A 12,282-nucleotide genomic window follows, 5' to 3' on the forward strand; every position below is an offset into this window, starting at 1 on the left:
ACCTGCCCAACTACCTGGGCTGGTTCCGGGCGCTGGAGCGGAACGCTCAAACGGGCGCAGGAGCCGCGTCATTGCTCAGGTTGGCCATGGCATGACCATCCCGTCCACAATCAACGCGAACAGCGCCTTTTCTTTTTTTTGCGGCGCGGCGGCGGCGGGAAAGGAAACGGCCCGCATGCGCGGGCCGTTTCTTCACCCACTGTCCGTCGCAGGCGGCGGATCAGTTCTGGAACGGGGTGTTCTCGGCGAAATACTCGTGGTTGTCGGCGTTGTCCACCGCCTTGGCCGGATCCGAGATCGCCAGGCTCTTCGCCCCGCTCTGGCCATAGACGTGGTCGTCGGTGCCGGCCACGACGTTGAAGTGGCTCATCTCGTGGATCAGGGTGCCGGCCTTGGAGTCGGTGCCGGTGAGCGGCGCGCTCCAGAACGCGCGGCAGACGAAGATCTCGTACGGCCTGGTCGGGTAGACGTAGGCGTAGTAGCTCTGGTTGCAGCCACAGTTGATCTTGATCTGGCCGCCGCTCTGGTCCATGGCGGCGTCGATGTTGACGAAGTGCTGGCTTACCGTGGAGTAGCGCGAGGAGGTGTAGGCGCCGAACCAGGTGGTGTAGCGCGGGCCGGTGTTGCCGACGGCGAGGTAGCCCTTGGAGTTCTCGGAATACTTGCGGGCCTCGACCACCGCGCTGCCGGCGGTGCTGATCTGGGTGCTCGAGCAGTTGACGTAGGACACCCCGTTGACCACGGTGCCGCCGCCCGGCTTCTTGGCTTCCGTGCTGCCGCTTCCGTTCTTGTAGGTCTCGAGCTGGCTGCCGCCTTCCACCCACAGGTGCAGCGGTGCGCTTTGCGCGACCATCGGCAGGCCGTTGGCCTGCCTGAGCATCTGCCCGTTGGAGAGCGAGGCGTGCTGCAGCGGCGCGGCGTAGCTGACCGTATAGTGGCCGCCTTCGCTGAGGTCATAGACGGCGGCGAGGTCCACCACCACGGTGTGGCGTTCGCCCGGGCGCAGGATCGCGAAGTCGGCGGCCTCGGGCAGTCCGCGTTTGATCATCGGCCCTTCGTACTGCACCGGTTCGCCGTCGCGCAGGACGCGGAACAGGTTGGCCTCGAGGTGCGTGGAAGGCAGCTGCCACTTCGGCATGCGCACGGTATGGCGGCTGGTGTTGGTGACCGTGATTTCCACGGTGCCCAGGAACCCACCGTCCTCGGCGGGCGCGGCTGTCATGCTGACGAGCAGCGGGCTGGCGCGTTGCGGAACGGGTGCGGCGACGGCGGCGGCGATGGCGCCGGCAAGCACGGCCGTGCCCGCCACGCCTGCGATAGGCGAACGCATGTTCAAGGAATCCCCCAAGAATGAAATGTGACGAAAGTCCGCGGTGCGGACGGCGCGACCTTAGCCGGCCGCGGGCGCCGGCGCATGCGGCGCTGCAACATGTCCCGAACGGGGAAGGCCGCCCGGAGGCGGCCTTCGCGGGAACCGTCGGAGGGGGAAGGCGTTCAGCGCAGCCAGGCGCGGCCGTTGTAGACGCGCACGTACGAGCCCTCGCGGATCCCGCCCAGATCCTTCTGGCTGACCACCACGATCCGGCCGTCGTTCATGCGCACGTGCACGTTGTAGTGCGCACCGGCGACGTTGCGTTCGATCGCCGCGCCGGCGGCGGCGCCGGCCACGGCGCCGGCGACGGTGGCGGTGTTGCGGCGGCCCTTGCTCTCGTCCTCGGCCAGCTCGCGGCCGGCGGCGGCACCGACGATGCCGCCGAGCACCGCGCCGGTCGCGCCGCTGCGCGGCGTGCCGACGCTCTCGATGCGCACCACCGTGCCGCAGTCGTAGCACTGCGCCGGGCTGGCGCCGTAGGGCGGGGAGGTCGAACCGTAGTACGGGGAGGAAGTGGCACAGCCGGCGAGCGCCAGGGCGGCGATCGCGGCGGTGCAAAGCGGGCGGATGTTCATGCGGCGTACCTCGCTTCGGGGGACCAGGTCCGCGACCGGTCCGGCCGCGGACTCGAAGGCACGCTAGCCCCCTGCGAATGAACGCCGCTTCACTTCCCCGGCCGCGGCATTAACCGCCGTTCAACCGCGGAAATCCTGGTGGCAGGCCTTGCAGGCCCCGCCGATCCGCTGCACCACGTTGCCGACGCCGGCACAGCTCAGCGGCGGATTGGCGCGGGCGGCGTCGAGCGCGGCGCGCAGGTCGCTGGCGGCCTTGGCGAAGCGCTGGTCGTCGCGCAGGTCCGGGAACGCCGGCTCGATGTCATCGGCCATCGCGCGCAGCGCCTGCAGGTGCGGCAGGGTGTCGGTGGCGTTGCAGCGGTTCTGCTCGACGTTCTTCTTCAGCTGGCCGAAGTGCCAGTCCTGCACGTGCATCACCGCCTCGTGGAAGGGGTCCTTGCGCGCCTCCCAGGCCCGGATCAGCATCACCGTGGCCACGGACCCGGCCACCAGGCCGACCAGGAACATGAAGAAGTAGCGGGCCGCGGCGCTGCCGGCCCCCGATGCGGACACGTTCATCGGCATCCCTCGATTGGCGTACGGACGGGCGCGCAACTTAGCATGCCGGCCGCGATGGCGGCGACCGCTACAATTTTCCGATGCGACAGTCCCTGCGCGAACGCTTCCTCGGCATCGACCGCCTGTACGGCCGCGGCGCGGCCGAACGGCTGTCCGCCTGCCATGTCGCGGTGGTGGGCATCGGCGGCGTCGGTTCCTGGGCGGTCGAGGCCCTGGCGCGCAGCGCGGTCGGCCGGCTCACGCTGATCGACGCCGACGACCTGTGCGTCTCGAACACCAACCGTCAGCTGCCGGCGCTCGAAGGGCAGTACGGCCGCGCCAAGGTCTCGGTCATGGCCGAGCGCTGCCGGGCGATCCATCCGGACCTCGTCGTGCACGAGGTGCCCGCGTTCCTCACCCCGCGCAACCTGCCGGACCTGCTCGGCGACGGCTTCGACCTGGTGCTCGATGCCTGCGACAGCTTCCGCACCAAGGTCGAGGCCATCGCCTGGTGCCGGCGCCGCAAGCAGCCGATCCTCACCATCGGCTCGGCCGGCGGGCGCACCGACCCGTCCCAGGTGCGGGTGCGCGACCTCTCGCGCACCGAGCACGACGCCATGCTGTCGCTGATCCGGCGCAAGCTGCGCACCGAGTTCAACTTCCCGAAGAATCCCGACCGCTACTTCGGCGTACCGGCGGTGTATTCGCTCGAGAACGTGCGCTACCCGCAGCCCGACGGCAGCGTCTGCGGCCTGCGCCCGCAGCTCGACGCCGAGGCTTCATTGAAGCTCGACTGCGGCGCCGGCCTCGGTGCGGCCACGCACGTGACCGGCACCTTCGCCTTCACCGCGGTCGGCAAGGCGATCGAGATGCTGCTGCGCCGGCGGGACTGAGCCTGCCCGCGATGGCCGGCGCTCAGGCGAAGCCGTAGGGCAGGTTGGGGGAGGACACCACCCGCTCACCCACCGGCTCGCCGCGCAGGAAGCGCAGTGCCGCCGCGATCACACCCTCGTCCTGCACGATCCGGTGGTGGCCCAGCCCCTGTGTGGTCAGCAGGCGCGCGTCGGCCCAGTGGCGGGCGTAGCGTTCGCCCTCGGCCCAGGGCACGTCCCGGTCGTCCAGGTCGTGCACGATCAGCGCCGGACGGGCGATGCGCGGCGCGTTGCGGTGCGCCTGCAGTTCGTCGAAGGGGATGCCGACCATCGCTTCGAAACGCGCGATCATGCGCCGGCACAGGCGCTCGGGCAGGCCGATGAAGTCGGCGAAGCGCAGCGCGGCCGCGACCGGATCGGCGGCAGGTGCGATCAGGATCGCGCGCTTTGCGTCCAGTCCTCGTGCCAGGGCGATGCACGCAGCTGCGCCGCCGAGCGAGTGGCCGACGAGAGCGGCGGCCGGGCCGAACCGGGCGACCATCGCGAACAGGGTGCAGGCGAAATCGGGCAGCGTGGTGCGCTTGCCGCTGCTGCGCCCGTGGGCAGGCTGATCGAATGCGACCACGGCATAACCAGCCTGTCGCAGCTGCTCGACCCATGGCAGGAACCGTGTGCCGTGACTGGACCAACCATGCGCGCACAGCACGTAGGGCTGCCGGCTCGGGTCGCCCCAGACATAGGTGGCGATGCGATGGCCGTCCATCTCGAAATGGCCGCATCGTGCATCACCCACCGGCGTCGCCAGCGCACGCCCGCGGGTGACGGGCATCGGTGTGCCGAACAGCTCGCCGGCATGTCCAACCGCCGCTTCCGGCTGCAGCACGCTGCCCGTGAAAAAGCGCAGGCGGAGTGCCCAAAGGCTTATTTTGGATCGAACGGTCGTGCTAATTTTCGGCAGAAGAATGCACATGGTGGCAAGTCGCAGCGGTGGGCTCAGGGCGCGTTGGCGGCGAACCAGCGTTCCAGCGCCTGTTCGCCGAGGCGGCGGGACGATTCGTAGCCGAACAGTCCGGCCTGGTGGTGTACGTTCAGCGGGATCGCATACAGCTCGAAGGCGTATTGGGTCGGATCGCCTGCGCGCAGTTCGCCGCACTCGATCGCAAGTCGGATCGCGCGCTCGAGCTCCTGCCGCCAGCGCAGCTCGTTCTGCATCACACGGTCGCGGACCGCGCCGGGCCGGTCGTCGAACTCGGTGACGGCGGCCAGCAGCACGCAGCCGCCGGCGCTGTGCCGGATCCATTCGAACCAGTGGTGCATGATCGCGCGCAGCCGCCGCACCCCGCGCGGCTCGGCCAGCGCCGGCAGCAGCACGGCCCGGGCGAAGCGTTCGGCGGCCGATTCGAGCACCGCGAGCTGCAATTCCTCGCGCGAGCCGAAATGGGCGAACACGCCGCTCTTGGACATGCCCACCGCGTCCGCCAGCGGGCCGATGGACAGCCCTTCCAGGCCGGCGCAGCAGGCGATCCGGTAGGCGTGCTCGATGATGGCTTCGCGCGTCGCGGCCCCTTTCGCGGTGGCGGTCAAGGCATTCACGGCGCAGAGATTAGCACGACCGTTCGTATTGAAATCGGCCGTTCATCGGCGGACGCACGATATCGCCGCCGGGGTGGGCAAGCCCGGCGGGCGTGCGGGCGGGCTCAGTCCCGATAGCGCCGGAGCAGGTCCCCGTAGGCGTCGATGCGGCGGTCGCGCAGGAACGGCCAGATCCGGCGCACGTGCTCGCTGCGCTCCATGTCCACCTCGGCCATCAGGATCTCGGGCGCGTCCTGGCCGGCCTCGGCCAGGAATTCGCCCTGCGGGCCGAGCACGTGGCTGCTGCCCCAGAACTGGATCCCGGAGGTGCCCAGCGGCGAGGACTCGTGCCCGACCCGGTTGCAGGACAGCACCGGCAGGCCGTTGGCGACCGCGTGGCCGCGGTGGCTGAGGATCCAGGCGTTGCGCTGGCGTTCCTGCTCGGCGGGCGTGTCGTCCGGATCCCAGCCGATCGCGGTGGGGTACAGCAGCAGCTCGGCGCCCGCCAGGGCCATCAGGCGCGCGCCCTCCGGGTACCACTGGTCCCAGCACACCATCACCCCGAGTCGGGCGACCGAGGTCTGGATCGGCTCGAAGCCCAGGTCTCCCGGGGTGAAATAGAACTTTTCGTAGAACCCCGGATCGTCCGGGATGTGCATCTTGCGGTACTTGCCGGCCAGGCTGCCGTCGCGTTCGAACACCACCGCGGTGTTGTGGTACAGGCCGGTGGCGCGCTTCTCGAACAGCGACCCCACCAGCACCACGCCATGCTGCCTGGCCAGATGGCCCAGGCGCTCGGTGCTGGGACCGGGGATCGGCTCGGCGCGGTCGAACTCCTGCACCGACTCGTGCTGGCAAAAATAGGGGCCGTTGTGCAGCTCCTGCAGCAGCACCAGCCGCGCGCCGCGCCGCGCCGCCTCGGCCACGCGCGCCTCGATCACGGCCAGGTTGTCCTCGGCCGAACCGTGGTTGCGCTCCTGGATCAAGGCGACGGGCAGGGTGGTCTTGCGGTTCATTGCGAAGGGTTCCTGGTTCAGACGGGAGGCGGGTCGAGACCCGCCCTACACCGCGCCGTGGGGCAGCTGCATGGTGATGCAGTGCAGGCTGCCGTTCTGCCAGATCAGCGGGCGGCACGGGATGGCGACGACCTCGCGCCCGGGGAACGCCCGTTCCAGCACCGCGGCCGCGGCGGCGTCGGCCGGATCGCCGTAGGCCGGCATCAGCACCGCGCCGTTGACGATCAGGAAGTTGGCATAGCTCGCGGCCAGGCGGCGGCCTTGGTCGAGGATCGGGCGTGCCCACGGCAGCGCGAACAGCCGATAGGGGTGGCCGCCGGCGGTGCGCAGGGTGGCGAGCTGGGCCGCCATTGCCTGCAGCTCGGGGTAATGCGTATCGGCCGGGTCGTCGCAGCCCTGGTACACGATCGCGTCGGGCGCGGCGAAGCGGGCGAGGGTGTCGATGTGGGCGTCGGTGTCGTCGCCCTCCAGGTAGCCGTGGTCCAGCCACAGCACCCGGTCCTGGCGCAGCCAGCCGGCCAGTTGCGCGGTGAGCGCCTCGCGGCTGGCATGCGGATGGCGTTCGTGCAGGCAGCGCCAGGTGCTCAGCAGGGTGCCTCGGCCATCGGTTTCGATCGCGCCGCCTTCCAGTGCGAAATCAATGGATTGCCGGACACTGTTGTGGAAGGTTCCAGCATCGTGCAGGCGCTCGACCAGGCGGTCGTCGCGGCTGGCCTCGAACTTGCCGCCCCAGCCGGTGAAGCGGAAATCGAGCAGGGCGAAGCGACGTTCGTCGCCCTCGCCGGCCACCAGCGTGATCGGCCCGGAATCGCGCAGCCAGGTGTCGTCGTATTCGGCCTCGATGAAGCGCACCCGCGCCATCTCCGCCCGGTTCGAGCGCAGGCGCGCCTCGGCGTAGGTCTGCAGGTCGGCGTCGGCCACGCAGATCAGCACGTCCTGGAAGCGGGTCAGGGCGCAGACCAGGGCGACGTAGGTCTCCTCCACCTCGCCCAGGCGCGGGCCCCAGTCGGTGTCGGCGTGCGGCCATGCGATCAGGACCGCGGACTGGGGTTCCCACTCCGCAGGCAAACGGAAGGCGTCGGTCATCGTGTCAGCGGATCGGCGGCTTCGGCCCGACTTCGGTCTCGTCGGCCTTGTTCAGGACCGCGTCGATCACCCGGTCGCGCTCGAAATACACGGTGAAGGCGGGGTACACCCAGCGGTGGATCGTGGGCCACTGCCGCTTCTGCCCGCCGCGCGGATCCAGGCGCTGGGCCGGCGCGCCGAAGCGGGCCTCGACCTCGGCCATGGTCATGCCGCGTGCCGGCAGCTGCGCGCGGGCTTCCTCCTGTACGCGCTCGATCAGCAGCGTCTGGGCCGAGGCTGCCGGCACCAGGAGCAGCGCCAGCAGGGAAGGGGTCAACAGCGGAACGACGCGACGGCAGCGGTTCATGGCGCGACTCCTGGACGGGTGGCGGGACTGGCCCGCGGGTTGTAGCAGATCGCCGCGGCGGCCGGCTACGCGGTCATTCGCCAAAACGCGAAAGGCCGCATCGCTGCGGCCTTCCGGTACGGCGGCGGCCCGCGCCGGGCCGGCGCGATCTCAGCGCTGGCGCGCCTTGAACCGCGGGTTCGACTTGCAGATCACGAAGACCTTGCCACGGCGGCGAACCACCTTGCAGTCGCGGTGACGGGCCTTCGCCGACTTCAGGGAGGACAGGACCTTCATGACGGAACCTCGGGAATCGGGAATGGGGATGACGAACGAAGCTCGCGATTCTAGCGGGCATTTCGACGGCGGATCAAGGGGTTGTCGTTTCCCTCCGGCATGCGGCCGGGGCAATGCCACAATCCGCGTCCCGTCTCCGCCTTCCCGACCTGCATGTCCGACCCCGTTCCCGTCCTCACCATCGATGGCCCATCCGGTTCCGGCAAGGGCACGGTCAGCCGCCTTGTGGCCCGTCGGCTCGGCTGGCATTACCTCGATTCCGGCGCGCTGTACCGGGCGGTGGGGCTGGCGGCGGGCTGGGCTGGCCTGGACCTGTCCGACCCCTCGGCCCTGGTCCGCTGCGCCTTCGACACCGAGGTGCGGTTCGACGAGACGGCGGGGGAGGAGCCGCGGGTGATCGTCAACGGCGTGGACGCCACCGACGAGCTGCGCACCGAGACGGCCGGAGCGGCGGCCTCGGCGATCGCGGCCATTCCCGAGGTCCGGGCCGCCCTCCGGGATCGGCAGCGGGCGTTCCGCCGCCCTCCGGGGCTGGTCGCGGACGGTCGCGACATGGGGACGGTGATCTTCCCCGACGCCCCGTACAAGGTGTTCCTGACCGCAAGCCCCGAGGAACGCGCGCAAAGGCGCTATAAACAGTTGAAGGAAAAAGGGGTTTCGGTTACATTGGACAGTCTGCTGCGCGAGATCCTCGCCCGCGATGCCCGCGATGCGAGCCGCACGGTGGCGCCCTTGCGGCCGGCTCCCGACGCCATCTGCATTGACACCACCGGGCTTGCCGTCGAGGCAGTCGTCGAACGCGTGCTGGCACTGGTCGCACGGTAACCGCCCGCGGTCGCCGCGCCGGCTCCGTCCGCACGCCGGGCGCCGATCCTGCACAGCGGAAGGTCCCGCCGCATCCCGCGGCGGGTGGCATCCACTCCGCACATGGCGCTGGCCGGCAGGGCCGCAACGCCACTACCCGAGGTGGGCCGGAGGTTCCGCGACAGCCGCGGCCGCCGGCCTGTGTATCCACCAGAGAACTTTCATGACCGCAACGACCGAATCCTTCGCCGAACTCTTCGAGAAGAGCCAGGCCAACCTCGCCAAGCTCAAGCCGGGCGCCATCGTCACCGGCACCGTCGTGGACATCCGCAACGACGTGGTGGTGATCAACGCCGGCCTGAAGTCCGAAGGCATCGTGCCGATCGAGCAGTTCCGCAACGACTCCGGCGAGATCGAAGTGCGCGTGGGGGACGAGGTCAAGGTCGCGCTCGACTCGCTCGAGAACGGCTTCGGCGAGACCGTCCTGTCGCGCGAGAAGGCCAAGCGCGCGATGGTGTGGGACGAGCTCGAGAAGGCGCTCGAGAACAACGAGACCATCACCGGCCGCATCAGCGGCAAGGTCAAGGGCGGTTTCACCGTGGACATCAAGGATGTCCGCGCGTTCCTGCCCGGCTCGCTGGTGGACGTGCGCCCGGTGCGCGACCCGGTCTACCTCGAGGGCAAGGAGCTGGAGTTCAAGCTCATCAAGCTCGACCGCAAGCGCAACAACGTGGTCGTCTCCCGCCGCGCGGTGGTCGAGAGCGAGCACTCCGAGGAGCGCGAGGCGCTCATGGAGAAGCTGGTCGAGGGCGCCAAGCTCAAGGGTGTGGTCAAGAACCTCACCGACTACGGCGCGTTCGTGGACCTCGGCGGCATCGACGGCCTGCTGCACATCACCGACATGGCGTGGAAGCGCGTGCGCCATCCGTCCGAGGTGGTGGAAGTCGGCCAGGAACTCGAGGTGCGCGTGCTCAAGTACGACCGCGAGCGCAACCGCGTCAGCCTCGGCCTGAAGCAGCTGGGCGAGGATCCGTGGGACAACATCGCGCGCCGCTACCCGTCCGGCACCCGCGTGTTCGGCAAGGTCAGCAACGTCACCGACTACGGCGCGTTCGTCGAGATCGAGCCGGGCGTCGAGGGCCTGGTCCACGTGTCCGAGATGGACTGGACCAACAAGAACGTCAACCCGTCCAAGGTCGTGCAGGTCGGCGACGAGGTCGAGGTCATGGTGCTCGACGTGGACGAGGAGCGCCGCCGCATCTCGCTGGGCATGAAGCAGTGCACCCAGAACCCGTGGGAGACCTTCGCCGCCAACCACAAGAAGGGCGACAAGGTCTCGGGTCAGGTCAAGTCCATCACCGATTTCGGCATCTTCATCGGCCTGGACGGCGGCATCGACGGCCTGATCCACCTGTCCGACATCAGCTGGAACACCACCGGCGAGGACGTGGTCCGCAACTTCAAGAAGGGCGACACGGTCGAGGCCGTGGTGCTCGCCGTGGACCCCGAGCGCGAGCGCATCAGCCTGGGCATCAAGCAGCTCGAGCAGGATCCGTTCGGCCAGTACATGGCCGCGCATCCGAAGGGCAGCAAGGTCAAGGGCAAGGTCAAGGAAGTGGACGCCAAGGGCGCGGTCATCGACCTGGGCGACGGCATCGAGGGCTACGTGTCCGTGCGCGACATCTCGCACGAGCGCGTGGAGGATGCCAGCCAGGCGCTGAAGGTCGGCCAGGAGATCGAGGCCAAGTTCATCGGCATGGACCGCAAGGGCCGCACCCTGCAGCTGTCCATCAAGGCCAAGGACGAGGCCGAGACCGCCGAGGCGCTGGCCGAGTACAACAAGGCCGCTGCTGACGCCGCTAGCGGGACCACCAAGCTGGGTGCGCTGCTGCGCGAGCAGCTGGGCAAGAACGAGTAAGGCAATACCTGCGGCGGCCCGGCCACGTGCCGGGCCGCCGTGTCGAGGCCGCGCAGCCATGCGCAATCCCGCCACCACCGTCCTGCGAACGACGATGACCAAGTCGGAACTGATCGAGATCCTCGCGAGCCGTCAGTCCCACCTGAAGGCCGAGGACGTGGATCTGGCGGTGAAGGCGCTGCTGGAGATGATGGGCGCCTCGCTCTCGTCCGGAGAGCGCATCGAGATCCGCGGTTTCGGCAGCTTCTCGCTGCACTACCGTCCGCCCCGCCTGGGCCGCAATCCCAAGACCGGCGACGCCGTCGCGCTGCCGGGCAAGCATGTCCCCCACTTCAAGCCCGGCAAGGAGCTGCGCGAGCGCGTCAGCGGGGTGATGCCGGCCGAAACGGAAGGGTGAACCGGGCGCCGCCTCTGGGCTAAGCTGTCGGCTTTCCGACCGACCAGCGACGCCCGATGCGCCTGATCCGGATCCTGATCGCGCTGGCCTGTCTTGCGGCCGGCATCATCGTGGGCGCGCTCAACACCCAGAGCGTGTGGCTCGACCTCGGCTTCACCCGGCTCCATTCCTCGCTCGGTGTGACCGTGCTGGCGGCACTGCTTGCCGGCGTGCTGGTCGGCGGCCTGTCGGTCGCGGCCGGCGTGGTGCTGCCGCTGCGGCGCCGGATCCGTCAGCTGGAAGCGGGACGCGTCACGTCCGTACCTCCCGACCAGGCCGGAACCTGACGTATGGCGTTGGCTTTCATCAGCGAGTGGTTCTGGTTCTTCCTGCTGCTGCCGCTGGCGGCTCTCACCGGCTGGGTGATCGGCCGGCGCGGCGGCGAGCGGCATAGCCAGGGGCGCGTCAGCCGGCTGTCCACCACCTACTTCCGCGGCCTGAACTACCTGCTCAACGAGCAGCCGGACAAGGCCATCGAGCTGTTCCTGCACATTGCCGAGCTCGACAAGGACACTTTCGAGACCCAGGTCGCGATCGGCCACCTGTTCCGCCGCCGCGGCGAGGTGGACCGCGCCATCCGCCTGCACCAGGCCCTGGCCCAGCGCCCGGGCCTGAGCGACCAGCAGAAGGTGCAGGCGCTGCTCGCGCTGGGCGAGGACTACATGCGCTCGGGGCTGCTCGACCGCGCCGAGACGGTGTTCAGCGACCTGGTGCAGCTCGAGCGCGCCCCGCAGGCGCTCAGGCACCTGATCAACATCTACCAGGCCGAACGCGACTGGGAGAAGGCGATCGAGAACGCACGCCGCTACGAGAGCATCACCGGCGAGCCGATGGGCCGGTTGATCGCCCAGTTCGAATGCGAACTGGCCGACCGTCATCGGGCTGCGGGGGACGTCGAGGTCGCGCGTGCGGCGGTGGCGCGTGCGTACGAGGCCGATGCGAACTCGGTGCGGGCCGGCATCCTCGAAGGCCGGATCGAGCTGGACGCGGGCAACGACGCGGCCGCGATCCGTGCTTTCGAACGAGTGGCCCGGCACGATCCCGATTACCTGCCCGAGGTGATGCCCGCGCTGCTGTCATGCTACGAGCGCACTGGCGACCGGCCGGGCGCGCGGCGTTTCCTCGCCGAGATGATCGAGCACTACCGCGGCGTCTCGCCGGTGCTGGCACTGGCGCGCATGATCGAGGCGGATGAAGGAGTGGCCGCGGCCCGTGCCTGGCTCGCGCAGCAGTTGAAGGACCGGCCATCCGTGCGTGGGGAGGCGGCGCTGATCGACCTCACCCTTGCCGAGGGGGGGGATCCGATCGCGACCCTGCAGGATCTGAAACACATCACCGACCAGCTGCTGGTGCGCAATCCAAGCTACCGTTGCAACCGCTGCGGCTTCGGCGCGCGTGCACACCACTGGCAGTGCCCGAGCTGCAAGGAGTGGGGCTCGGTCAAGCCGCTGCTCAATTACGCGGTGGCCTGA

15 protein-coding genes are annotated in these 12,282 nt (G+C 69.4%); 6 read left to right on the top strand and 9 right to left on the bottom strand.

Translation table 11 applies throughout. From position 1 onward, the window contains the following. Nucleotides 1–220: 220 nt before the first annotated feature. The 3 genes from FPV26_RS10710 to FPV26_RS10720 form a co-directional block, all read right to left on the bottom strand. Nucleotides 221–1,330 (bottom strand): M35 family metalloendopeptidase, encoded by a 1,110-nt coding sequence (locus tag FPV26_RS10710; protein ID WP_147653879.1) that lies wholly within the window; start codon nt 1,328–1,330, stop codon nt 221–223. 164 nt (nt 1,331–1,494) lie between these two features. After that, a complete protein-coding gene (locus FPV26_RS10715; RefSeq protein WP_147653880.1) occupies nt 1,495–1,947 on the bottom strand; it encodes a glycine zipper 2TM domain-containing protein in 453 nt (150 codons plus the stop codon). A 120-nt stretch (nt 1,948–2,067) separates the two neighbouring features. Beyond that, a complete protein-coding gene (locus tag FPV26_RS10720) occupies nt 2,068–2,505 on the bottom strand; it encodes a cytochrome c (RefSeq protein WP_147653881.1) in 438 nt (145 codons plus the stop codon). Nucleotides 2,506–2,585: 80 nt separating this feature from the next. On the opposite strand from FPV26_RS10720, the gene FPV26_RS10725 reads away from it, so the two are divergent. Further along, nucleotides 2,586–3,377, top strand: coding sequence for a tRNA threonylcarbamoyladenosine dehydratase (locus tag FPV26_RS10725; protein ID WP_147653882.1), 792 nt, complete (start codon nt 2,586–2,588; stop codon nt 3,375–3,377). Between the two features lie 22 nt (nt 3,378–3,399). On the opposite strand, the gene FPV26_RS10730 is transcribed toward FPV26_RS10725, so the two are convergent. The 6 genes from FPV26_RS10730 to ykgO form a co-directional block, all read right to left on the bottom strand. After that, nucleotides 3,400–4,185: an alpha/beta hydrolase gene (locus FPV26_RS10730; protein ID WP_246109273.1), complete on the bottom strand. Its 786-nt coding sequence runs from the start codon at nt 4,183–4,185 to the stop codon at nt 3,400–3,402. Nucleotides 4,186–4,349: 164 nt separating this feature from the next. Next, nucleotides 4,350–4,949, bottom strand: a complete 600-nt coding sequence (locus tag FPV26_RS10735; protein WP_147653884.1) for a TetR/AcrR family transcriptional regulator — start codon at nt 4,947–4,949, stop codon at nt 4,350–4,352. 104 nt (nt 4,950–5,053) lie between these two features. Further along, on the bottom strand, nt 5,054–5,944 hold the full coding sequence (locus FPV26_RS10740) for a carbon-nitrogen hydrolase (RefSeq protein WP_147653885.1): 891 nt from the start codon (nt 5,942–5,944) through the stop codon (nt 5,054–5,056). Between the two features lie 45 nt (nt 5,945–5,989). Further along, nucleotides 5,990–7,030, bottom strand: a complete 1,041-nt coding sequence (locus FPV26_RS10745) for an agmatine deiminase family protein (protein ID WP_147653886.1) — start codon at nt 7,028–7,030, stop codon at nt 5,990–5,992. Between the two features lie 4 nt (nt 7,031–7,034). Continuing rightward, on the bottom strand, nt 7,035–7,376 hold the full coding sequence (locus FPV26_RS10750; protein WP_147653887.1) for a hypothetical protein: 342 nt from the start codon (nt 7,374–7,376) through the stop codon (nt 7,035–7,037). Nucleotides 7,377–7,526: 150 nt separating this feature from the next. Then, complete coding sequence (gene ykgO / locus FPV26_RS10755) at nt 7,527–7,652, bottom strand: type B 50S ribosomal protein L36 (RefSeq protein WP_010342887.1); 126 nt, start codon at nt 7,650–7,652, stop codon at nt 7,527–7,529. A 153-nt stretch (nt 7,653–7,805) separates the two neighbouring features. Between ykgO and cmk the strand changes: the two genes are divergently transcribed. From cmk to lapB, 5 genes are all read left to right on the top strand, one after another. Next, a complete protein-coding gene (gene cmk / locus FPV26_RS10760; RefSeq protein WP_147653888.1) occupies nt 7,806–8,477 on the top strand; it encodes a (d)CMP kinase in 672 nt (223 codons plus the stop codon). 202 nt (nt 8,478–8,679) lie between these two features. Then, complete coding sequence (rpsA, locus tag FPV26_RS10765; RefSeq protein WP_147653889.1) at nt 8,680–10,374, top strand: 30S ribosomal protein S1; 1,695 nt, start codon at nt 8,680–8,682, stop codon at nt 10,372–10,374. 58 nt (nt 10,375–10,432) lie between these two features. After that, nucleotides 10,433–10,771 carry an integration host factor subunit beta gene (locus FPV26_RS10770; RefSeq protein WP_181952640.1) on the top strand — a complete coding sequence of 113 codons (339 nt, stop codon included), beginning with the start codon at nt 10,433–10,435 and terminating at the stop codon, nt 10,769–10,771. A gap of 56 nt (nt 10,772–10,827) precedes the next feature. After that, a complete protein-coding gene (locus FPV26_RS10775; protein ID WP_147653890.1) occupies nt 10,828–11,097 on the top strand; it encodes a lipopolysaccharide assembly protein LapA domain-containing protein in 270 nt (89 codons plus the stop codon). Nucleotides 11,098–11,106: 9 nt separating this feature from the next. Then, nucleotides 11,107–12,282, top strand: a complete 1,176-nt coding sequence (gene lapB / locus FPV26_RS10780; protein WP_147653928.1) for a lipopolysaccharide assembly protein LapB — start codon at nt 11,107–11,109, stop codon at nt 12,280–12,282.

Origin of the sequence: Vulcaniibacterium gelatinicum, assembly GCF_008033445.1 — a bacterium.
In the GTDB taxonomy this organism is placed as follows: domain Bacteria; phylum Pseudomonadota; class Gammaproteobacteria; order Xanthomonadales; family Xanthomonadaceae; genus Vulcaniibacterium_B; species Vulcaniibacterium_B gelatinicum.

Coding starts and splice junctions, on each gene's coding strand:
- FPV26_RS10715 (WP_147653880.1), bottom strand. CDS start 1,947: ATGAACATCCGCCCGCTTTGCACCGCCGCGATCGCCGCCCTGGCGCTC.
- FPV26_RS10770 (WP_181952640.1), top strand. CDS start 10,433: ATGCGCAATCCCGCCACCACCGTCCTGCGAACGACGATGACCAAGTCG.
- FPV26_RS10710 (WP_147653879.1), bottom strand. CDS start 1,330: ATGCGTTCGCCTATCGCAGGCGTGGCGGGCACGGCCGTGCTTGCCGGC.
- FPV26_RS10720 (WP_147653881.1), bottom strand. CDS start 2,505: ATGAACGTGTCCGCATCGGGGGCCGGCAGCGCCGCGGCCCGCTACTTC.
- FPV26_RS10775 (WP_147653890.1), top strand. CDS start 10,828: ATGCGCCTGATCCGGATCCTGATCGCGCTGGCCTGTCTTGCGGCCGGC.
- ykgO (WP_010342887.1), bottom strand. CDS start 7,652: ATGAAGGTCCTGTCCTCCCTGAAGTCGGCGAAGGCCCGTCACCGCGAC.
- cmk (WP_147653888.1), top strand. CDS start 7,806: ATGTCCGACCCCGTTCCCGTCCTCACCATCGATGGCCCATCCGGTTCC.
- FPV26_RS10725 (WP_147653882.1), top strand. CDS start 2,586: ATGCGACAGTCCCTGCGCGAACGCTTCCTCGGCATCGACCGCCTGTAC.
- FPV26_RS10750 (WP_147653887.1), bottom strand. CDS start 7,376: ATGAACCGCTGCCGTCGCGTCGTTCCGCTGTTGACCCCTTCCCTGCTG.
- FPV26_RS10745 (WP_147653886.1), bottom strand. CDS start 7,030: ATGACCGACGCCTTCCGTTTGCCTGCGGAGTGGGAACCCCAGTCCGCG.
- rpsA (WP_147653889.1), top strand. CDS start 8,680: ATGACCGCAACGACCGAATCCTTCGCCGAACTCTTCGAGAAGAGCCAG.
- FPV26_RS10730 (WP_246109273.1), bottom strand. CDS start 4,185: ATGCCCGTCACCCGCGGGCGTGCGCTGGCGACGCCGGTGGGTGATGCA.
- FPV26_RS10740 (WP_147653885.1), bottom strand. CDS start 5,944: ATGAACCGCAAGACCACCCTGCCCGTCGCCTTGATCCAGGAGCGCAAC.